General features: G+C 46.0%; 22 protein-coding genes. 16 read left to right on the top strand and 6 right to left on the bottom strand.

The window, feature by feature from the left end:
• Window positions 1-54: 54 nt before the first annotated feature.
• From V144x_RS17965 to V144x_RS17955, 3 genes are read right to left on the bottom strand one after another with little or no spacing between them, the layout of a single operon-like run.
• The gene (locus V144x_RS17965) at window positions 55-567 is read right to left on the bottom strand and encodes a DinB family protein (RefSeq protein WP_144986730.1); all 513 of its coding nucleotides are present in this window, start codon (window positions 565-567) and stop codon (window positions 55-57) included.
• A 34-nt stretch (window positions 568-601) separates the two neighbouring features.
• Window positions 602-1,051, bottom strand: a complete 450-nt coding sequence (locus tag V144x_RS17960) for an SRPBCC family protein (RefSeq protein ID WP_144986728.1) — start codon at window positions 1,049-1,051, stop codon at window positions 602-604.
• Between the two features lie 6 nt (window positions 1,052-1,057).
• Window positions 1,058-1,432 carry an ArsR/SmtB family transcription factor gene (locus V144x_RS17955; protein WP_197998496.1) on the bottom strand — a complete coding sequence of 125 codons (375 nt, stop codon included), beginning with the start codon at window positions 1,430-1,432 and terminating at the stop codon, window positions 1,058-1,060.
• A 200-nt stretch (window positions 1,433-1,632) separates the two neighbouring features.
• Between V144x_RS17955 and V144x_RS17950 the strand changes: the two genes are divergently transcribed.
• Window positions 1,633-2,340 carry an alpha/beta hydrolase gene (locus V144x_RS17950; RefSeq protein ID WP_197998495.1) on the top strand — a complete coding sequence of 236 codons (708 nt, stop codon included), beginning with the start codon at window positions 1,633-1,635 and terminating at the stop codon, window positions 2,338-2,340.
• Between the two features lie 38 nt (window positions 2,341-2,378).
• Here V144x_RS17950 and V144x_RS17945 read toward each other — a convergent pair whose 3' ends face one another.
• The gene (locus V144x_RS17945) at window positions 2,379-4,637 is read right to left on the bottom strand and encodes a penicillin acylase family protein (protein ID WP_144986724.1); all 2,259 of its coding nucleotides are present in this window, start codon (window positions 4,635-4,637) and stop codon (window positions 2,379-2,381) included.
• Between the two features lie 208 nt (window positions 4,638-4,845).
• On the opposite strand from V144x_RS17945, the gene V144x_RS17940 reads away from it, so the two are divergent.
• From V144x_RS17940 to V144x_RS17875, 15 genes are all read left to right on the top strand, one after another.
• The gene (locus V144x_RS17940; RefSeq protein WP_197998494.1) at window positions 4,846-5,427 is read left to right on the top strand and encodes an RDD family protein; all 582 of its coding nucleotides are present in this window, start codon (window positions 4,846-4,848) and stop codon (window positions 5,425-5,427) included.
• 20 nt (window positions 5,428-5,447) lie between these two features.
• Window positions 5,448-6,095, top strand: a complete 648-nt coding sequence (locus V144x_RS17935) for a suppressor of fused domain protein (protein ID WP_144986720.1) — start codon at window positions 5,448-5,450, stop codon at window positions 6,093-6,095.
• A 35-nt stretch (window positions 6,096-6,130) separates the two neighbouring features.
• Window positions 6,131-6,433, top strand: a complete 303-nt coding sequence (locus V144x_RS17930; protein ID WP_144986718.1) for a hypothetical protein — start codon at window positions 6,131-6,133, stop codon at window positions 6,431-6,433.
• Between the two features lie 40 nt (window positions 6,434-6,473).
• Complete coding sequence (locus tag V144x_RS17925; RefSeq protein WP_144986716.1) at window positions 6,474-6,710, top strand: hypothetical protein; 237 nt, start codon at window positions 6,474-6,476, stop codon at window positions 6,708-6,710.
• A 75-nt stretch (window positions 6,711-6,785) separates the two neighbouring features.
• Window positions 6,786-7,874: a hypothetical protein gene (locus tag V144x_RS17920; RefSeq protein ID WP_144986714.1), complete on the top strand. Its 1,089-nt coding sequence runs from the start codon at window positions 6,786-6,788 to the stop codon at window positions 7,872-7,874.
• Window positions 7,875-7,960: 86 nt separating this feature from the next.
• Window positions 7,961-9,043: an MFS transporter gene (locus V144x_RS17915; protein ID WP_144986712.1), complete on the top strand. Its 1,083-nt coding sequence runs from the start codon at window positions 7,961-7,963 to the stop codon at window positions 9,041-9,043.
• Complete coding sequence (locus V144x_RS28920; protein WP_261343628.1) at window positions 9,033-9,155, top strand: hypothetical protein; 123 nt, start codon at window positions 9,033-9,035, stop codon at window positions 9,153-9,155. The genes V144x_RS17915 and V144x_RS28920 overlap by 11 nt, the downstream gene beginning before the upstream one ends.
• Before the next feature lie 241 nt (window positions 9,156-9,396).
• Complete coding sequence (locus V144x_RS17910; protein WP_144986710.1) at window positions 9,397-9,936, top strand: hypothetical protein; 540 nt, start codon at window positions 9,397-9,399, stop codon at window positions 9,934-9,936.
• A gap of 137 nt (window positions 9,937-10,073) precedes the next feature.
• On the top strand, window positions 10,074-10,427 hold the full coding sequence (locus V144x_RS17905) for a VOC family protein (RefSeq protein ID WP_144986708.1): 354 nt from the start codon (window positions 10,074-10,076) through the stop codon (window positions 10,425-10,427).
• A gap of 35 nt (window positions 10,428-10,462) precedes the next feature.
• Window positions 10,463-11,056 (top strand): DUF4291 domain-containing protein, encoded by a 594-nt coding sequence (locus V144x_RS17900; protein WP_144986706.1) that lies wholly within the window; start codon window positions 10,463-10,465, stop codon window positions 11,054-11,056.
• A gap of 242 nt (window positions 11,057-11,298) precedes the next feature.
• Complete coding sequence (locus V144x_RS17895; RefSeq protein ID WP_144986704.1) at window positions 11,299-11,631, top strand: TfoX/Sxy family protein; 333 nt, start codon at window positions 11,299-11,301, stop codon at window positions 11,629-11,631.
• A gap of 33 nt (window positions 11,632-11,664) precedes the next feature.
• Complete coding sequence (locus V144x_RS17890; protein ID WP_144986702.1) at window positions 11,665-12,519, top strand: alpha/beta fold hydrolase; 855 nt, start codon at window positions 11,665-11,667, stop codon at window positions 12,517-12,519.
• Between the two features lie 33 nt (window positions 12,520-12,552).
• Window positions 12,553-13,878, top strand: coding sequence for a glycosyltransferase (locus tag V144x_RS17885; RefSeq protein WP_144986700.1), 1,326 nt, complete (start codon window positions 12,553-12,555; stop codon window positions 13,876-13,878).
• Between the two features lie 167 nt (window positions 13,879-14,045).
• Window positions 14,046-15,131: a hypothetical protein gene (locus V144x_RS17880; protein ID WP_144986698.1), complete on the top strand. Its 1,086-nt coding sequence runs from the start codon at window positions 14,046-14,048 to the stop codon at window positions 15,129-15,131.
• 19 nt (window positions 15,132-15,150) lie between these two features.
• Window positions 15,151-15,732: an HD domain-containing protein gene (locus tag V144x_RS17875; protein ID WP_144986696.1), complete on the top strand. Its 582-nt coding sequence runs from the start codon at window positions 15,151-15,153 to the stop codon at window positions 15,730-15,732.
• Here V144x_RS17875 and V144x_RS17870 read toward each other — a convergent pair.
• On the bottom strand, window positions 15,729-16,610 hold the full coding sequence (locus V144x_RS17870; RefSeq protein WP_144986694.1) for a carbon-nitrogen hydrolase family protein: 882 nt from the start codon (window positions 16,608-16,610) through the stop codon (window positions 15,729-15,731). The two genes, V144x_RS17875 and V144x_RS17870, sit on opposite strands and share 4 nt — an antisense overlap.
• A gap of 45 nt (window positions 16,611-16,655) precedes the next feature.
• Entirely contained in the window at window positions 16,656-18,593 is a 1,938-nt protein-coding gene (locus V144x_RS17865) for a PQQ-dependent sugar dehydrogenase (protein ID WP_144986692.1), read from the bottom strand.
• Between the last annotated feature and the right edge of the window lie 85 nt (window positions 18,594-18,678).

Genomic DNA, 18,678 nt, shown 5'->3' with positions numbered 1-18,678 from the left:
GCCGCCGCACGTAGATTGTCGAGAATTTGCGACGACATCTTAAATCGTTATGTATTAAGCAAAGACTGGTTCCATGCCGAGTGTTGCTCGAATTGTGGCGATTTGACCGCCGTGCACAAAATCATGTTGTGCTAATGTGTGTACGGCAGTGATTGCATCAGGGGCAATCTGCGCGATTTCTTCCGGGGATGCCTGCCAAATGGCATCGCCTTCTAAACTCTGAGCCCACTTAATCAGTCTGGTGCGGGCAGTTTCCATCCGTTTCAATAATTCTTCACGGTCGGGATAGTCGGCAGGGTTGTCACTGGGAGTCGTTCCGTTGATAAACAACTCGGTGTGTCCTTCCGGCAAACAACTGGGTTCATTGCAAAATAATGAAACGAACAAGTCGTCCGCATAAGCGACGTGGCCCATCACCCACAGGGCATGGTTCCCTGCTCCACCAGCACGCACGTGTAATTGGTCATCAGATAACGTTTCCAGTAGTCCAAGTAAAAAATTACGAGAGCGAGGCAGTTGTTCCGCAGCGTGTTCTACAATTGAGGGGGTTTGTTGTTGTGTTGTCATAAATAATCTCCTGATTCTGTTTTATAAGGGGTTTTTAAGCTGATTTTTCAGCACGTTGTTTGATTTGGCCTAACTGGTATTCCCAGCCAGGAGTCACATGTTCTGCATGTGAGGGATCAATATTTCCAATGGCCTGATGCAGGAACTGTAGTGTGGTGGCTTCACCTTTTTCGATGAGCCGGTATTGCATATGTGACATGACCGGATAAGACATGAAGAGTGGCCCATTGATTTCGATTAAGGTGGGGGGCTTGATGACCTGCACTGTTCCCCAGAAATGCCCTGTCCCTTCTCCAAGATCGCGAAACCAGCGTCCGCCGGGCCACGCTTCCAGTTTCATAGGCAAAGGAGTTCCATCCGGCATTTTGGAAGCAGGTCCCAATTGTTCGAGTAGCGATTCGTACGCCAGTTGAATCGGCGCGGCAATTTCGATAGTGCGCTCGATATGTAACGATGTTTGATTTTGATCTGCTGCTGTTACCATGTTTGGTTACCCTTCTTTCTCTTTCTTGGATTTCTCTTGTTTCGCTGCTTTGGCCTTAGCCTCAGCAAGTGCTTTGACTCCAGCCAACTGGTGATCCCAGAATCGTTCAAATGTTTGTACCCAGTCAAAAACTGGTTTTAGCTGTCTGGCGTTGAGGCTGTACCAGCGGTGTTTTCCGTCCTGTCTCACATTCACGAGTCCCACCTCGCGCAAAACGCGAAGATGTTTCGATACTTGTGGTTGTGCCACACCCATCGAGTCCACCAGGTCATTCACAGAACGCTCCTGGCCTGCCAGATGATGGATGATCTCGCGCCTACGTTCTTCCGCAATGGCATTAAAAGCGTCGGTTGTTGTTGGTGATCTAGGCATGGCGGTCATTGTATTCCCATATGGGAATATGTAAAGTCCTTTTTTGGAACGAAAACCAAATTTTGTGAAAGTCGTCGTTGTGATTGCGATTGGTGGGACTTAAGATCCTGTGCCTTCGCGAAGAGTTTGTCAGGCGTGAAGTCTAGAGGTTGTCAGGTTTTGAAGTTCAGACTGACGAAAACATCTTCTATAAATAAGAGATGCACTTAATGATGAATTTAGAAGAACACACTCTGACGAGTTCTTGCAGTGAATACACACGCCGAGTGTGGTACTTACCTGCCGAGCAGTCTCCTGAAAAAATTTGCCTTTTTCTGGATGGCGAATATTATGTCAATCAAATGGACGTACCGGATAAATTGACTGTGCTACAACGCGAAGGCTTAATTCCTCCCGTGGCTTGCTTGTTTGTTTCTTATGTGGATGGCGAAACGCGTCATTACGACTTTACCTGCAATGATCGTTATGCGCGTTTCATTACCGAAGACCTGATTGAGTGGATTCAAAGTCGGAATGCAGGAATTTCCAGGCAAGATTGTTTGATCGGTGGGCTGAGTTTGAGTGGACTGCAGGCGGCGTATATTGCTCTGACTACACCTGAGGTCTTTTTATTCACACTTTGTCAGTCTGGATCTCTGTGGTGGAACAACGAGTGGTTGAAGAATGATTTACAGAGTCGTTCTACAACGAGTGGCAAATTTTGGATTAGTGTGGGTGATCAGGAAACAGATTCGGGAATCATTCATCCTCCGACTGGCTTAGTACAAGATGTCGATCAGATTTCCGCTGTGAAAAGATTCGCCGATACACTAAAGGCGCAAGGAGACGTAGTGCACTATCATCTCTTTGCAGGAGGGCACGATCCAAAGTGTTGGGAAGCCGAATTTTCTGATGCGATGCAATGGTTGTTGGGATGATGAGTCATATTTGAAATAGAGACGCATTGCTGAACCGGCTATTCTCCCGGATGATAAGACCCGCTGGTGTTCTTGCGAACTTCGTCCATCGTAAACCAGGCCGGTTTGAATTGACCGTTTGCATAGAGCGGTGCCTGATCCAGATAATGAGGTGACTTTGGATTTGTGCTTTGTCCAAAAGGCACAATCGATCTGGACCGAATTCCATCAGGATCAAATTCGATCACGCTGACGTAGGAATGGCCGTGAAAACCATATCTCTTTTTTGAACCGGGAATTTCACGCGACAGATGCGTAAAAACCATTCCGACTCGAGGGTGACCTCCGGCAAGAGGAAAACTCTTTCCTGTATCGCCAGCCAACTGCCCTGCTCTGTCGGGGCGCTGATGCCGAAACACTTCGCCATATTCAATACGCCAATCACCAAACTTGTTTTCTAAATCTTGTTTTACTCCATTGAACACTTCAAGCGTTGCGATGTCGTTTGGTTTGGTTCGTTGAATTCTTCGTCCCATTTTTTCATACCATAAATGAAACAGTGTTGACGCTACAGAATCTTGTTTACATTGCTGGTCCCAAGACTTGAGTTCGTCGACTAATGGTTTGACGGATTTCGCCAGTTGAGAATGTCGCTGGTTTGTGGTTTCACTTTCGATGGATGAGAGAGCTTTCGACATGCCTAAAATCCAGGTGGTAGCTTCATTTACGTGAGTGTCCCAGGCGGCGTCAGACCATGTGTCAAAAGTAAATTTGTCATTCCCGGACAAGATCTTCTTTGAGATTTTGACTCGGTTGTTGTCCTGATCTCGATGGCCTAAATAGCGAGGGTATTTCTTACGCTGCGGACTTTCTTTCATTGTACATGTCGTGAACGGAGATGAATTACAGTTCTGCATCCAGCCACATGGCGGATTCAGAACCTGTGGTAGTTCATGCAGTGCGTGGTAGCCCGCCCATTCTGTTGCAGATGTGTTACCGGGGACTGGTTTGGTCCAATCGATTGTTGGATCGCGTCGGGGCGTTGCCGAGTTGTAGACGTACCACGTGTTTCCTTCAACGTCGGCATACATGATGTTGTGAAAGACCAGCGCGCGTTTTGAAACCGCTGCCTGGAATTCATTGCGGTTTTTGGCTTTTGCCATTTGATAGAATTGCTGTGGCATGCCTCCCTCACGAATCATTGCCGTGCGAATCGCATAGCCTTTCTTGTCAGAAAGAATCAAGACAGGTCCATGATGAGTTTTTAAACAGGTGATCTCCTGTTCGATCAATGTTCCATTGGTTTGCTTGATTTTAATCGTCTCTTTCCAGGTCTCCGCTGTCAGCCATTGGTCGTTAAAACGATACTTTAAGGGATTCTGGGGATGATTAAATGATTCCACATAGACATCCACGATATCCGGGTAGTTGACCGTCAGACTCCATCCCAGTTTTTCGTTGTGCCCAGCAAAGGGAAACAGGAAGCTACCGTATGCGAAACCACCTGAAATATTCAAACCGGTTTCGCTGTTCAGATGCCCTTCATAGACTTCGTTGAGCGGGATATGAGGATTGATCAGCAGCATTGCGTTTCCGGTGGCACTGCGATTGGGACCGATGGCCCACATGTTTGAGCCATCTTGTTCCTCCTTTGGTTTTGGTTCTGGCAATTTGGTTTTGTTCTTTTTCGAGTCTGCCTGTTGTTTCATCACTTTTAACAGGTGCCGGTATTCTGGACTCTTTGTCAATAAAGCGAGATTCATGGTTCGACTGGCTGCCAGCAGATGCCACGGTTCGAACCGCCTTATGAGTACAGGTTGCTCTTCGGGGTGATTCGCGACGTAGTAATTGAGCGCATCGGCATAGGCGATCAGAATAGTTTTGAATTCATCGTCAGTGGCTGCGAATTCGGCCTTTGCGTGCTTCGGAACTTCGTTGATGCGCATCAGACGATCAATCGGAAATCCGCCTGGTCCGATTAATTCTGCGGAACGTCCCATTCCGCTGAGCAGGCTTTTTTGGATTTTTTGAAACTCGTCTTCCGCACGAGCATAGGTAAAACCAAAGACCACACTGGCATCGGTTGGCCCTGTGACGTGTGGTACGCCGTACGTGTCTCGGTAGATTGTCGTTTTGTGTGCGAGTTGTTTCGCGCGATCGAGGCTTTGTGTAAGTAAGACACTGGCGTTTTGTTTTGCTTTTACCTCTGTCGACTGATTCTCGATGGCTTCTGAAATGAGTGGGCTGATGAAATAGAATAAAAAGGAGGCAATCCCCAAGAAGTAATTTTTTATAGAAGAATAGGTTTGCTGTTCCATTTCGTCGGTCCTTCTTTCGTATGCATATAGCGCTTAAACAAAATTTATTAGAAGCCGGTATGAGTGTGAAGTCAAGTAGGAACGGTAATCAGAGGCTTATTATGAGTTTGCACATTAGCCTGATGGCATGTACTCTATTGAGATGTATGTTTCTGGTCGAAGTGATCTGGTTTTGACAGATAATTTGCTTTTTAGAGGATCAATTTGCATGCCCGAATATCAACATGATCGATCTTTGGGTGAAGGTGTCTACTTTACCTCCGATGATTATATTGGGATCATGCGCCGGATTATCATTTTTATGGTTGATGTAACTGTGTTAATTTTATTACAGGCATTGATCACGATAGTCCATGACTTGCTGACAGGTGATTATGTGAGTGAGACTCCCATTTGGATCTGGTTATTTTGTGTTTGGGGTTATCTGACTGTTGTCAGAGCTTCAAGAATTCGGACAGTTGGTTATTGGGTGACCAATTCGAAGATTGTCAATCTTAGAGGAAATAAGCCTTCTGTATTTCGAATGACATATCGTCTTTTGCTCAGCACTTTTATGTCGTTTAATTATATCTACGATCTAATGTGGTCTGCTGTTGATGAAGATCGCCAGTCGCTGACCGACCGTTTTGCAGGGACTTGTGTTGTTAAGAAAAACTCCGCGCCACAGGGACGCTCTGAAATTCATCTTGCCAATTATTGTGCTTTAGGCTTTATCTATGTTTATCAACGTGTGACACGACCAAAACAGTTCGATCAGAAAATGTCATCGAAAGAGAACGAGTCAGTTTAGCCAGCATTGGAAATGTAACGATGTGGAACTGGATTAAGAGAATTTTCTCACGCGAAACATCTGATGAAGCTGCTGCTGAGCAGTGGTATGAAGAGAAAAGCAATCTGATGGAACATGTATTGGGCAAAGAGCATGACATGGTGATGCATTCTTTGATTCCCTATGCGGTGGGAGGTGCGCTCCATGGGTATTATTATCCAAATGGAATTGAAGGAGTGGGGATTGCTACCAAAGAGTTGTCAACTCTGCCTGGAAAAGGTTCCAGGAATGATTTTTTTGACTGTTATGAACTTGTGATGTTTACTAGAGAGAAATTTTCTTTTGAAGAGGCGCTTGATAAGAGCACCAGTTTCGGGCAAATACATCATCATCTCAAAGCTATCCTGAATGTGGTTGCCCCCTACAGTGCACAGGCGACGTTAAATCCTGCTGAAACCTGCGAATTTCCAGAGGATATGGAAGAAATCGGGGGGAAATGTTTGATCTTTGATCGCTATGGTTCGTTTTCTGATAGTGAGCTGAATTCTTTTGGTATGATGGTCGTGATTGAGGTATTTCGGAGAGAGATGAACTATGCTCGAAAAAAAGGTGGTAACAGCTTGATTAAACGATTAAAAAAGGCGGGCCATTATCCCTATTCGGATTTGGATCGCGATCCGGTTGTTTGAGAATTTCAAATGATATTCAGTGGAGGACACACACAATGGATCCTGCAACAATTGGCTTGATTGGCGGTATTGGTGGCACGGTCATTGGCTTTATGGGCGGTGCAATCGGCACCTGGTTCAGTATTAAAAATACGAATGGTCCGCGGGAAAAATCGTTGATGATCCAGATGTCTGTGATCTTGTGGACGATCATCTTAACGTTTATTGCACTGATGTTTCTCTTGCCAGTGTCTTATAAGCACTTGCTCTGGATTCCGTACGGAATTGGGCTGCCCGTTGCCATTCGTTATTGCAACCGGAAACAGCAGGAGATTCGCGAATCGGAAGTCAGTGGCTGATGATCTAATCTCATTTGTCAAATGGCCAGGGAGTCAACTTATGCAGCCATTCGATCTGATCATGATTGTGGTACTCGTCTTGTTCTTATTGTTGATACCCTTAATTCTTGTCCGGTGTGTGAAGGACCTGTATGACCATGAAGGAAGTACAGGTGCAGGTTCTGGCGGGATCGTTGGAATGATGGTCGAGATGGACCGCATAGTGAACCCCTCAAGCGAGCACGTGACGGAAGCGAAGGAGGTTGAAACGCAGGAAGAGGAAATAGGCGGCGATTAGTTTTTATGGAAAGTAATGTTTTGCATTAAGATATTTCTATAATCGTAAATAGCAATGACTTCAGTAAAGAACAGCATGTCAGGAGGCGTTCGTTTGAACAAACCCGCCTACTGTCCGTATTGTGCTGACCCCGTCTCTGGCGAAGCAGTGACGTTGTGGGATGATCGTGTCTATTGTCGCAAATGTGTGAAAGACGTTTCGCCCGAGCTTTTTGAATTTGTAACTAACGGTGGTCGGCTCGAAGAGACAGTCGAAAAGTCTGATATCAGCCTCAAGAAATATTTCAAAGGTGCGGGCAAAAAAACAGTAGCGGTGGCCTTTATTATCTTTATGTTACCGTTTCTGGTGCTCGCAAATATGGATAAGGTGAATGCCAAGATTGATCTTTTAATTGGATGTTCCTTTTTCTGTGGTGGTTTTGTCCTTGGTTACATATTTCTTAAATTGTTACTCGCGAGCCATCGTCGTTCTCTGCCCCGAACAGTGACTGTAGAATCTGGTCAGTTGTTGGTGATCAGACCACAGGACGAAATTCGATTCCCGCTGGCTGAGTGTAAGTGGAAATTCGGCGGGATTGATCGAGATGGGCTTACCTATTTCACGGGACTTCAGAAGGGAATTACGATCAATCATTCTGGGGCCTTCATAAGCTGTGGCCATTCACCTGAAATGTTGAAATATTGGGGAGCCTTTCTGATACTGGCGGGGGTTCGGCGAAAGTCGTATTGGGATGCATTGCGCATCTTATTGATTTCTATTGCAGGAACATTGATAGGTTTTCTAGCAGGATGGTGTGTGGGGCATATTGTTGCACTCTTTACGAATGATCCCCTTTGGCCGTTCGCGATGCAGTTCCTTGGTACTTTCGATGGATTTGGTACGGCGTTTAATTATGCTTATTATACTTCCTATGGAGCAAAAGCGGCTCATAAAAGATTACATCCCGGTTTTCTTGGTGGTGCCTTCCTGATCATTGGGGTCAAAGTGTGTATTTTTGCTGGTCCTTTGCCTGCCCTTATCTGTGGTGGTATTAATGGAGTGTTAGGAGTCATCGTGGCCTGGTGTTGCCGGTCATGGATTGAGAATAGAGAACTTCAGGGCGATACTGAAGTAACAGGGTTGGTACAGCGTCAACTTATTGAATTGAGCGAGATCGAACGGTAAAAACAGTTAACTTTTTTTCTGACAACTCGAACCACTGTTTTACTTATCGGGTAAATCTATTCAAAACAGTCCAACAGGAGGTTTGTTTGATCGAATCGGATCGCTGTCATTACTGTTCTGATCCCATTTCCGGTGATGCAATTAAACTATGGGATGATCATCTCTATTGTCGCAAATGTGTCGAGGACGTTTCACCCGAGTTTTATCACTTTGTGATCGATGGTGGTCGTCTTGTAGATGTGGTTGCTAAATATGACGTAAGTGTTCTTCGTTACGTCATGAATTATGGCAGGATGCTTTTAAACTTTCTGTTTCTGTTATTTCTTGTGCTATATTTGCTGTTCGTTTTTGCTGGGAAAGCTGATCTTGCAGAGTTTATTTTTGTTTTTACTTTTTTCAGTAGTGGTTGCATAGTACTACTTCTTCTGAAGGCACTGATTGGAATGCCTTTTCTTCGCGCAAACCTCCCACGAACGGTATTAGTCAATAAAAAGCAACTTGTCATTCAAACAATTCAGAAAGTACAAGAAGTACCGTTGTCAGAATGTAACTGGTTTCTTGGTAGTACCTTCGATGACGAACTTTGTATGCTGACTGGATTGCGTCAGGGAATCGTCATTCTGACGCCTGAAAAACGCATTGCTTGCGGCCATTCAACTGAAATGCTGGACCATTGGTATTCTTTTCTTACGCTTTCAGGAATCCCCCGTAATGCCCCTCCATGTCACTGGAAAGTTCCCATCTTGAGTGGATTGGGAGCGATTGTTGGAATTCTTACAGGTGCGGCAGTGGGATACACTCTGTCGCTCATTACGAGTCATGAAAAATGGATTCCAGTATCTATCTTGTTAGGAGTATGCGAGGGGACCTTGATTACTTTCTTTTATGCTATTTATAAGTACGATAATTATGAGTCTACCAAACAGGAAATAAAAAAAGTTTTTCGATCGGGATTACTGGATGTGATGCTCTTTGTGGTTGCATTTATTATTGGGGGTTTGGCAATTGGCGGTTTACAAGGGGGCTTCCTCTGTGGCAGTATTAATGCGGTGATCGTATTTTTGACACTTTGGTTTTACCGCTCGCGAATTCGTACGGATGAAATCCAGCGTAGAGTAGAGGAGCAATTTCGACATGAACCATTAGAAGTGACCGAACATGAGTTCTAAAAATCGAATTTTTCTGATTTTATTCACATTATCCGCGATGAGTTTTCTACCTTTAGCTGAGTGGATGACGACGGCACCGTTTGCCACAGTCGTTTTTCTCCCGAATACGTAGTGATTAATCCTATGTGCATGAGTAAAAACCATTGTGGAATGTTGGGTCGGGTTAGTATTCCCGAAGGAATTGAATAGCTATTGTGAGCCCAAAGTTCTGAGAATCAAATGTTTTTTTGAGAATCATTCTTTAGGACCTGTTCAATTAAATCAGAGAGGCTTACCTTATTGCCCATATCGAGTCGATTGCATATCTGCTCGATATGGAATTCAGAAATTATTATTTCCTGAAAAACCTAGTGATGAGGCCAGAATTCGTAAGAATCTCTCCCGCCGAACGAAACACACCAAAACGCGATCTGAAGAAATTGATTAGCATGGACGAAGAAGAAGAACTGTCAAAACTGAAATGGTTACTGATTGCCGTCGTAGTATTTCTTGTTTCGGGATTCTTTTCCTATCAGGAACTGAAATACGCTGTGTGGAGTACGACCACGGAAGCGGATGTGACCAGAACATATACGACTGAAGTATCATCAGGACGTCGCTTTCGCCGTCACCGGAAAAAAGTTCTCGCGGTAGAATATACATTTACCGATAAAGACGGAAATCATCATAGCGAACGTGACGATATCCCTATTAGCGCGCCGATTCCGGGTCCCAAGGTAACAATCCAATACTTTTCTGGTGTCGAAAATTCGTCTCGCATCAAGGGATACTCGAGAAAACTAGCGGTTTGGATCTTCCTTGGTTGCTGTGTCTGGCTGGGTTACGCAGGATTTAAGCTGTATCGGTTGGCGAGTGAAGCCGTTGATGGGAAACCGCGGCGACGTAGAAGATAGTTGTTGCCCGACGGATACAATGGCAAGCACATCGAAGAGTATGACTCTTTAGTATCCATTGCTTAAAATTCAGCGAACGTCAGACTGACTACTGTGTCTTTGCTTACGTCAATCACATTCTATTATCAGGAAGCGTTATGGAAATTAAACTTAACTTGCTTGTTTTACGTTGCCGTGATCTAGACGTCAGTAAAGCCTTTTATGAGCAGTTAGGATTTTCCTTTGAAAAAGAACAACATGGATCGGGGCCTATGCATTATGTTGCAGAATTAGACGGACTGGTATTTGAATTATATCCCCTGAAACAAGGCATACAGAGTGATCAGACGCGGTTGGGATTTCGATTCGAGTTAACGAGTAAACTCAGTGTATTATTAGATCGTGTGAAGATCGAAGTCATATCAACCTATGAATTTCAACAACAAAAGATTCTGGTAATTCAAGATCCGGATGGTCGCAAAGTGGAGTTGAGCCAAAGTTTACCTGAGTAAAGACTGAGAGATTGCAAATTCCAGGAGTTGTAATTATGGCGGAATTATATGAGATTCGAGCAAATTATGATCGTGAAACGATTGTCATGTATCAAGCGTACTCTTCACAAATTGCGGACCCTGCGCTGAAACAACAGAGATTTGTTGCGCCCTTTTCGTTTAATAGAATGACTTGGATTAAGCCCTCTTTTTTGTGGTTGATGCATCGCAGTAATTGGGGGAAAAAGTCAGGTCAGAATCGAATATTGGCTGTGCATATAATACGCACCGGTTGGGAAAAAGCTTTGTCGTTGGGAGTTTTGACCTCACCTGAAAAAAGCGTTTATGCTTCAGGGGCAGAGTGGGAGTACGAATTCAAAGCGGCTCATGTGCACATTCAATGGGATACGGAACGTAGTCAACGTGGTGCTGCTCTGCCTTACTTTAGTGTTCAAGTTGGTTTAAGCAGGCATATCATTCGAGAATTTGTGGATGATTGGATTGTGAAGATAGAAGACTTGACGCCGCTTGTCTTCAAGTTAAATCAAATGAGAAAAACAGGTGGTCAAAGTTTGAAGCGACATTTGCCTGCGGAAAAACAATACTCGGTCAGCTCCGAATTGGGACGACGGTTGATGATTCACAGTTAATGAAATTGCTCGTGACAAGTTTAAATCGGTTTTCATTTCAGTTCTGAATAAAGGTGTAACAATAGCCAAGCTCCCTTACTTTGTTATGATGCTCTGAACTGAATGACACAAGGTTGACGATCAATTCAGACATGAGAAAATCCTGATAATAATGAGTATTCTACAAGCAAATGTGAATTAGGACGGCAAGTAATACTGTTTTAATATTTCATTCAAAGTAAAGCAGTAAAATTGTTAAAAATATGGCGAAAGAATATTTCAATAAATTATCTGACCTCATTACTAAATTGAAGATCGAGGACGAAGTTACGTATTCTTTAGAAGTCAAGCATTTCTTCAGTGGTGCTGCCCTGTATGCCGATGGAACGATTTGTGCTTCGTGGTCGCCGATGGGTCTGGCGTTTAAATTACCTGAGCAGGAAGCAGAAGACCTGATTGCTGAAGGTAAAGCGAAGCCGCTCAAATATTTTGCGAAGGGCCGTACCAAAAAAGGATATGCGCTGTTTGAAGATCCTGAGAGTTGTGAAGCAGTCACTTGGAAAAAATACTTTCTGAAAGCAGCTCAACAGGTATAGGTATTCCAGAACATCGGAGGGAGAATTCGTAAGATGTCGGAAATCGATTCTGGACATTTCACTACATCGGACGGTGTTGAGTTGCACTATCTCGAAGCGGGCACAGGGCCGACGTTGGTGCTGTTGTCGGGATGGTCGCAGTCGGCGGCGCAATTTCATAAGCAACTGGATGATTTGAGTAATGGGTTTCGTTGTCTGGCCCTCGATTATCGTGGGCATGGGGAATCTGCGAAACCAGACCACGGTTATCGTCTTTCACGCCTGGCGATGGATGTGCGGGAGTTTGTTGAAACGCTCGACTTGCAGAACGTAATTTTGCTGGGACACTCAGCAGGTTGTGCCGTGATCTGGAATTACATTGATCTTTTTGGTGAAGACGGTCTGCGTGGCTTAGTCCTTTGTGATCAGATGATTGCCCGTATCAAGCGCTCTGAGTGGTCCGAGACGGAGTGTCGTAATTATGGTGCTTCGGTTGGCGGTGATGAAATGTTAGAGCAAGCGGCGATCATTGGTGGACCAGAGGGAGAAGCAAAGTCAGCCGAGTTTCTGGCTAGCATGTTTACCTCTGCCTATCCAGAATCAGAACTGGCAAATGTGACACGGGACAGTTTAAAATTTCCACGATCGTATGCAGCCCAGTTACTGCTCAGTGTGAGTTATGCTGACTTTCGCGATCTCCTGCCACGAATTACCCTGCCCACCCTTTGTATCGGTGGGAAAGGCAGTCATCTGGGGCCGGATGTAATGCCCTGGATTGCCTCCCGAATTCCCGCCGGAGAAGTGACAATGATTGATGCTGACAAGGGGGGCAGCCATTTTGTTTTTCTGGAGAATCCATTAGCCTTCAATGCTGCCGTACGCGTTTTTTGCGAATCACTGAGTCACTAACTGCCAATCAATGTGAGGCATCCATTAGTTGATATGAATATATTGATCATTACCGTCGGTACGCAGGGGGATGTGCAGCCTTATGTCGCCCTGGGTAAAGGGCTCAAGGCCTCCGGTCATTCCGTTACTGTTTGCACCTGTGCCTATTTTGAGTCCTTTGTCACTGCACATGGATTAGATTATGCGTTTATGAATGATGACCTGATCAAGTTCATGCATTCAGATGACGGTAAGATTGCGATGGAAAATACGGGGAACCTGTGGGAAGCAATACGCACGGCGATCAAAATCATTCCCACCGTTGGGCCTATGCAGCGTCGTCAGATTGATGACTCCTGGCAAGCAACGCAAGCCGTTCACCCTGATCTCGTTCTCTATCATCCGAAAGCACTGTGTGCTCCCGATTTTGCTGAACGATTGAATGTGCCCAGTATCATTGGATTCTATTTGCCTCTATTTGCTGTCACTGGCGACTTCCCCGCGATGGGGCTGCCGCGGTGGAAGCTGGGGCGGTGGTATAACCGGTTCACTCATAGACTGATCAACAAAGCAACCTGGTGGGGAATGCGAAAACATATTTCTGCATGGCGCAAAGAGAATAACATGCCCCGCAAGCAGGGAATTGATTTTTTAAACCAGTCAGACGGTCAGCCAGCGCCCGCTCTGTACGCGTTTAGCGAATCTGTGATTCCCCGTCCTTCAGACTGGCCTGAGAACGCAAGAGTGTCCGGATACTGGTTCCTGAACCAGATCGACGATTGGGAGCCTCCGGCAGAACTTCAGGAGTTTCTGGCAAACGGTGCGTCACCAATCTATTTTGGCTTTGGTAGTATCTTTGGGCAGGACCCTCTGCGTCTGACGAAAATTATCGTCGAAGCCGTGAAAACAACGGGAGCACGTGCAATCTTAGCGCGCGGCTGGGGCGGTCTTGATCTGGATCAAATCGAATTACCGGAGACCATTTTTAAGCTCAATTTTGCACCGCACGACTGGTTGTTTCCCCAAGTGGCAGCCGTGGTGCATCATGGGGGATGTGGAACGACAGCCGCGGGGCTTCGTGCCGGGCGGCCTTCGATCCTTTGTCCTTTCTTTGGCGATCAACCTTTTTGGGGCAGCATTATTGAAAATCTGGGTGTGGGTCCCACTCCCCTGCCTCAAAAGAAACTGACAGTCGAAAAATTAAGCACAGCGATTCGACAAGTCACCACAGATACTGCCATGATTGAGAAAGCCGATCAAATCGGTCAGCGGATTCGAAGCGAAGATGGTGTTGCCAATGCCGTTGAATTCATTGACCAATGGTTAGCACGATATTCTGAATCATCACTCGTTGATAGAAGATCAGATGGTTTACAATGACTGGTTAGTTCTCATGGTGCTTTACTAGGGCCTTTCGTTATTTTCTTGATACACTGCATTTATTTGTTACGCTGATGAGTACCCTGACATGTAAGAAACTGTTGCAGTATTATCTGTGATAGCTGTTCTTCAAATAATCAATCAGTTACTGCAGATCTGGAATCGCCATGAATGACAACGAAATAGATGATGCTTCGCAGGCAGATGAACCAACAAAGCCCGATCCTGTCAGTAACGAACTTCCCGCACAGTCAGCGCAGTCAACCAGTGCTGGAGGCTCCTCAAGTGTCGACAATCAATCAACCGATAGTCCACCGTTCAAGGATCGAAGTACCGGGCTGATCATTTTTGGGTTGCTGCAAATTTTCATGGGGGGCTGCTGTGCCTTGATGATTCCATTGATGTTGCTATCGCTGGCTGTCGCCCCTGATGTCAATCCCCAACTGGACACACAGACGCTGGTTCCAGCAATTGGAATTTATGCCCTGTTGGCGGTGTTGTTAATCTGGTTGGGAGTCGGTTCATTTCTTGCCCGTCGTTGGGCGAGAGCACTCACATTAGTACTGGCGTGGATGTGGCTCGTCATCGGCATTCTGGCGATGATCATGATCGTCGTTTGGATGCCGAACCTGTTCAACATGGCAGCTCAGGATCAGAAGATTCCACCTGAGATGCTCCTGTTTATGCAGGTGGTGATGACGGGAACGATCAGTTGCATGTATCTTTTTCTGCCTGGAATTTTTGTTCTGTTCTATCAGAGTAAGCATGTGAAAGCGACGTGCGAGATGAAAGACCCTCATGTTCGCTGGACCGACAAGTGTCCGCTGCCAGTGCTGGCGATGAGTTTGTTTCTGGGATACAGCTCCTTATCGATCTTCTATTCGGCGAGCTACGGTTTTGTGACACCGTTCTTTGGAATCCTTTTGAAGGGGGTGTCAGGTGGTTTGGTGATGCTGGTCTTTTCTTTACTTTCCGTTTATCTGGCCTGGGCAACGTATAAGTTAAAGATTGCGGCCTGGTGGACGGTGCTGATTGCATACGTGACTTTAGGCGTTTCTGGCATCATTACCTTTTCCCGCATCGGCATGATGGACTTTTACAAGGAAATGAATCTGCCCAAGGAACAGTTAAAAATTATTGAGCAATCCGGAATGATCGATCGGATGAATCTGCCCTTGATATTCAGCCTGAGCTTTGTCGTGTTCGTGGGGTACATGCTTTGGGTCCGCAAGTACTTCGTCTCTAGTTCCTGAATATAGAAAATGTTTTTTTATGGATAATTCGCAACTTCAAGATCGCCTGGAGTTTCTTCGCCGCGCCGAGCGTTTGAAAGACACCCTTCGCAGTGGTCATACCACCGAAGGCCGAACCGAGAGTGTCGCTGACCACACATGGCGTTTAACACTGTTAGTCATTACGTTTTCAGATTTATTACCAAATGTTGACTTGCTTCGACTTTTAAAGATTTGTGTTCTACATGATTTGGGTGAGGCGATTGATGGTGACATACCGGCTCCCTTTCAAACAGGCGCAGCTCCCAAATCTGATAAGGAACGAGCTGATTTCGAATCCCTCCTGTCGACACTGCCCGAACATTTAAAATTTGAGTTCTTATCTCTGTGGGACGAGTACGAAAACGTCGCATCCCACGAAGCACAGATCGCAAAAGCACTCGATAAGATTGAAACCCTCATACAACATAATCAAGGTCGGAACCCTAAAGGTTTTGATTACGCGTTCAATCTGGATTACGGAAAACAATATACGGACGCCGTGCCGCTGGCCTCTCAAATACGTGCTCTCATTGACAAAGACACGGCAGCTAATGCGGCACACTCTCAGCATGGCGGTTAACGATTAAGCGGGCCATAAATTTCCGGTCGGCGATCCTGGAGGTGGTTATTCTCTTTTGCCTGTGAAAGGTTGATGTCACAAATCAAAATTTGGGGCGCATCGTCTTTGTCGTTCTTGTCATCCTGATTTGCGAGCACTTGTCCTCGGGGGCCGGTGACCAGGCTTTGCTTAGGATGAGTAAACGCAATGAAGCATTGGTTCTCGTAAGATCGAGTTCGCATCATGGCTTCGTTTAAATCGTTATGAAAACCGTAAGTGGGATTGAGAATCAGACGCGCCCCTTGGAGCCGTAACGTCCTGGCTGTTTCGGGCCAACGGCGATCGGCGCAAATCATCATACCCACTTTTCCCCAGGGCGTGTTCCAAACGGGCAAGGCCCGCCCTGGTGCGTACTGCAAGTCATGAGCTTGCAGGTGCGTTTTATGATACACGCCAATCAGTTTTCCCTGATCACTCCACAAGCCAGAGGCGTTAAAAGCCCGTCCTTTTTCCAGCGACGTAAAACCAAAACAAATAAACATATGGTGTTTCTTTGCCAGGCGAGCTACGTTTTTAAGGTACTTGCTTTGGTCGAGTGGTTGAGCAACCGTACGAATTTTCTCCGGAGTAGAATCTTTGGTAGTACTCGCATAACCATCGAGCCAGCACTCTGGGGTGATCAACACATTGGCTTTTTTTTGGGCAGCCTGGGAGACTGCTTTCTCAAAAAGTTGGTAGTTTGACTCCAGTTTCCATTTTTCCGGAACTGCTCGCATCAGCGCTAAACGAACTCGATTGCGGGCAGTTGGTTTAGTTTTTTCCTTTGCCAAACCAGTTTGTGTACCGATTAGAGTGATCACGATCAAAAAACACCAACTTTGGTAGATGAATTTGCTCATTGGAATCACCTCTCGCAAATCGAAAAATAGATCTATCCTTACCGTCTACTCTTTTTCAAACCGGAAAATTCCTTCGCCGCCTTTGACGGTTTGAACTGTGTAATACAGCTCTCCGTCTTGATCGGTTCCAAATGCCATGACGGGAATCCCGCCTGGGCTGATTTGCAGATTGCGAATGACTTTACCAGACGCTTCATCGTATTCGAGCGCCCAGATTTTTCCGGAGACAAAGTCGGCGTAGACATACATGCCTTGCAGTTCAGGCAGCCGCTTGCCTCGATAGACGATGCCACCGGTGATGGAACGACCGACGCCGTGATCGTATTCCCAGATCGGATCGATGGGCGCGTCTTTTGCAGTCTCAGGACGATTGCCAAAATTGCGTGTGCCTTCGCGAACGCTCCAGCCGTAGTTGCCACCTTTTTTAATAATGTTGACTTCTTCCCAGAGATCCTGGCCGACTTCTCCTGCATACAACGTGCCGGTTTGAGGATCAAAGCTCAGCCGCCAGACATTGCGAACGCCGTACGCGTAAATTTCAGGTTTGGCTTTGGCGCGATCGACAAACGGGTTGTCTGCGGGAATCGCATAGTTCTTGCCGTTTTGTTTGTGGTCTACATCGATACGTAAAATGGAACCGAGTAAGGTTTCCAGATTCTGACCGTTGCCGAGTGGATCATTGCCGGAACCGCCGTCTCCCAGTCCAATATACAGATACCCGTCCGGACCAAAGGCAATAGATCCACCGTTATGGTTACCATAGGGCTGGTCGATTTCCATTACGACTTGCTCACTGTTGGCATCAGCGCGATTGGGATCGTCTTTTGAAACTTGAAACTTGGAAACAATCGATCGACGGGGGCCTTCCGATGCGGAATAGTAAACGAAGAACTGACCATTTTCTTTGAAGTCAGGGTGAAAGGCCAGACCTAACATGCCTTCTTCATTGTTCTTCTTCCAGGGGGCGACCTTAGGTCGGATGTCGAGAAACAGCTTGGTTTTCTTTGGCGACTTCTTATCAATAACATGAATCATGCCGTTCTGCGTCGCGATAAAAATACGACCGCTATCATCATTGGCGTGAGTCACTATCATAGGTCGCAGTGGAACGACTTTTCCGGTTTCTTCATTGACGGCTTCCCAACCTTCCCATTTTAAATCAGGGAATGCGGGAACGCCTTTGAGTGCCAGTTTCCCATCACTGGGATCCTGTACCGAACCATCTGCGGGGATCTCTCTGATTTTGATATTTCGGAATGAAACCAGGTCGTTGTGATCTTGCAGACAGATATGTCCTTTGGTCGGTTTTCCGAATTTAGGGAACTTTGAGAACTTGCTGGCGGCGACCCGTTTATCCCAGTCGGCGCTCCCTTTATTGAAACGGAAATATTTCACACCATTCATAACGACTTCGGATCGATCAGGCCCGACTCTGAGGAAGAGGTGATTCCACTTACCAGCGGGACGTGTGGCATCGACGACGGCGGGCGTGACTTTTTTGCCTGCCTTTTCTGCTTCGATCATCCATTTGGGTGTGGCTGGTTTGTAAAGTTGGTAGAGCCAGCCAGCCTTTTGTGGGTCGTGTCCATCGACGTTATCTTGAATCTGAACTTCCGGCCCGGTGCGCCAGGGAGTCTTTTCTTCTTCCGTGACGTGAAACATCAGGCCGCTGTTGCCCTCTTTGGAAATGCGATACTCAAGCGAGATTTCGAAGAATTCGAACTGATCTTTCGTGATGATGTCGCCGGCCCCTTTTGCGGAACGGGAGAGGACACCGTCTTTAATCGTCCAACCATCACTGACACTCTCTTTTTGATAATTGCGCCAGCCGTCAGTTGTCTTTCCATCAAAGAGCAGTTTCCAGCCACTACGCTGTTCAGCTTTCGAGAGGCGATTTAATGAATCATCGGCACCAGCGGTTGCCACGACAAGAGAAAGGCTTGCTGGAATCAACGTCAGCATCAAACATAATTTATTGCGCATCACGAATGAACTTTCTTAATGAATAAGTAATCGACTGGAATCGATGGAGTGAGTATTAACTGGGAGTGAGGACGATTTCTTCTTA

The organism is Gimesia aquarii, from assembly GCF_007748195.1.
In the GTDB taxonomy this organism is placed as follows: Bacteria; Planctomycetota; Planctomycetia; order Planctomycetales; family Planctomycetaceae; genus Gimesia; species Gimesia aquarii.
The sequence above is the reverse complement of the archived record's forward strand: the minus strand, read 5'-3'. Positions and strand labels throughout refer to the sequence as shown.

Excerpts from the sequence above, each read along its gene's own strand:
- V144x_RS17960 (WP_144986728.1), bottom strand. The coding sequence starts at position 1,051 with ATGGTAACAGCAGCAGATCAAAATCAAACATCGTTACATATCGAGCGC.
- V144x_RS17920 (WP_144986714.1), top strand. The coding sequence starts at position 6,786 with ATGTCAGGAGGCGTTCGTTTGAACAAACCCGCCTACTGTCCGTATTGT.
- V144x_RS17875 (WP_144986696.1), top strand. The coding sequence starts at position 15,151 with ATGGATAATTCGCAACTTCAAGATCGCCTGGAGTTTCTTCGCCGCGCC.
- V144x_RS17940 (WP_197998494.1), top strand. The coding sequence starts at position 4,846 with ATGCCCGAATATCAACATGATCGATCTTTGGGTGAAGGTGTCTACTTT.
- V144x_RS17870 (WP_144986694.1), bottom strand. The coding sequence starts at position 16,610 with ATGAGCAAATTCATCTACCAAAGTTGGTGTTTTTTGATCGTGATCACT.
- V144x_RS17950 (WP_197998495.1), top strand. The coding sequence starts at position 1,633 with ATGATGAATTTAGAAGAACACACTCTGACGAGTTCTTGCAGTGAATAC.
- V144x_RS17930 (WP_144986718.1), top strand. The coding sequence starts at position 6,131 with ATGGATCCTGCAACAATTGGCTTGATTGGCGGTATTGGTGGCACGGTC.
- V144x_RS17865 (WP_144986692.1), bottom strand. The coding sequence starts at position 18,593 with ATGCGCAATAAATTATGTTTGATGCTGACGTTGATTCCAGCAAGCCTT.
- V144x_RS17925 (WP_144986716.1), top strand. The coding sequence starts at position 6,474 with ATGCAGCCATTCGATCTGATCATGATTGTGGTACTCGTCTTGTTCTTA.
- V144x_RS17905 (WP_144986708.1), top strand. The coding sequence starts at position 10,074 with ATGGAAATTAAACTTAACTTGCTTGTTTTACGTTGCCGTGATCTAGAC.
- V144x_RS17895 (WP_144986704.1), top strand. The coding sequence starts at position 11,299 with ATGGCGAAAGAATATTTCAATAAATTATCTGACCTCATTACTAAATTG.
- V144x_RS28920 (WP_261343628.1), top strand. The coding sequence starts at position 9,033 with ATGAGTTCTAAAAATCGAATTTTTCTGATTTTATTCACATTATCCGCG.
- V144x_RS17935 (WP_144986720.1), top strand. The coding sequence starts at position 5,448 with ATGTGGAACTGGATTAAGAGAATTTTCTCACGCGAAACATCTGATGAA.
- V144x_RS17880 (WP_144986698.1), top strand. The coding sequence starts at position 14,046 with ATGAATGACAACGAAATAGATGATGCTTCGCAGGCAGATGAACCAACA.
- V144x_RS17910 (WP_144986710.1), top strand. The coding sequence starts at position 9,397 with ATGAGGCCAGAATTCGTAAGAATCTCTCCCGCCGAACGAAACACACCA.
- V144x_RS17890 (WP_144986702.1), top strand. The coding sequence starts at position 11,665 with ATGTCGGAAATCGATTCTGGACATTTCACTACATCGGACGGTGTTGAG.
- V144x_RS17885 (WP_144986700.1), top strand. The coding sequence starts at position 12,553 with ATGAATATATTGATCATTACCGTCGGTACGCAGGGGGATGTGCAGCCT.
- V144x_RS17900 (WP_144986706.1), top strand. The coding sequence starts at position 10,463 with ATGGCGGAATTATATGAGATTCGAGCAAATTATGATCGTGAAACGATT.
- V144x_RS17945 (WP_144986724.1), bottom strand. The coding sequence starts at position 4,637 with ATGGAACAGCAAACCTATTCTTCTATAAAAAATTACTTCTTGGGGATT.
- V144x_RS17965 (WP_144986730.1), bottom strand. The coding sequence starts at position 567 with ATGACAACACAACAACAAACCCCCTCAATTGTAGAACACGCTGCGGAA.
- V144x_RS17955 (WP_197998496.1), bottom strand. The coding sequence starts at position 1,432 with ATGACCGCCATGCCTAGATCACCAACAACAACCGACGCTTTTAATGCC.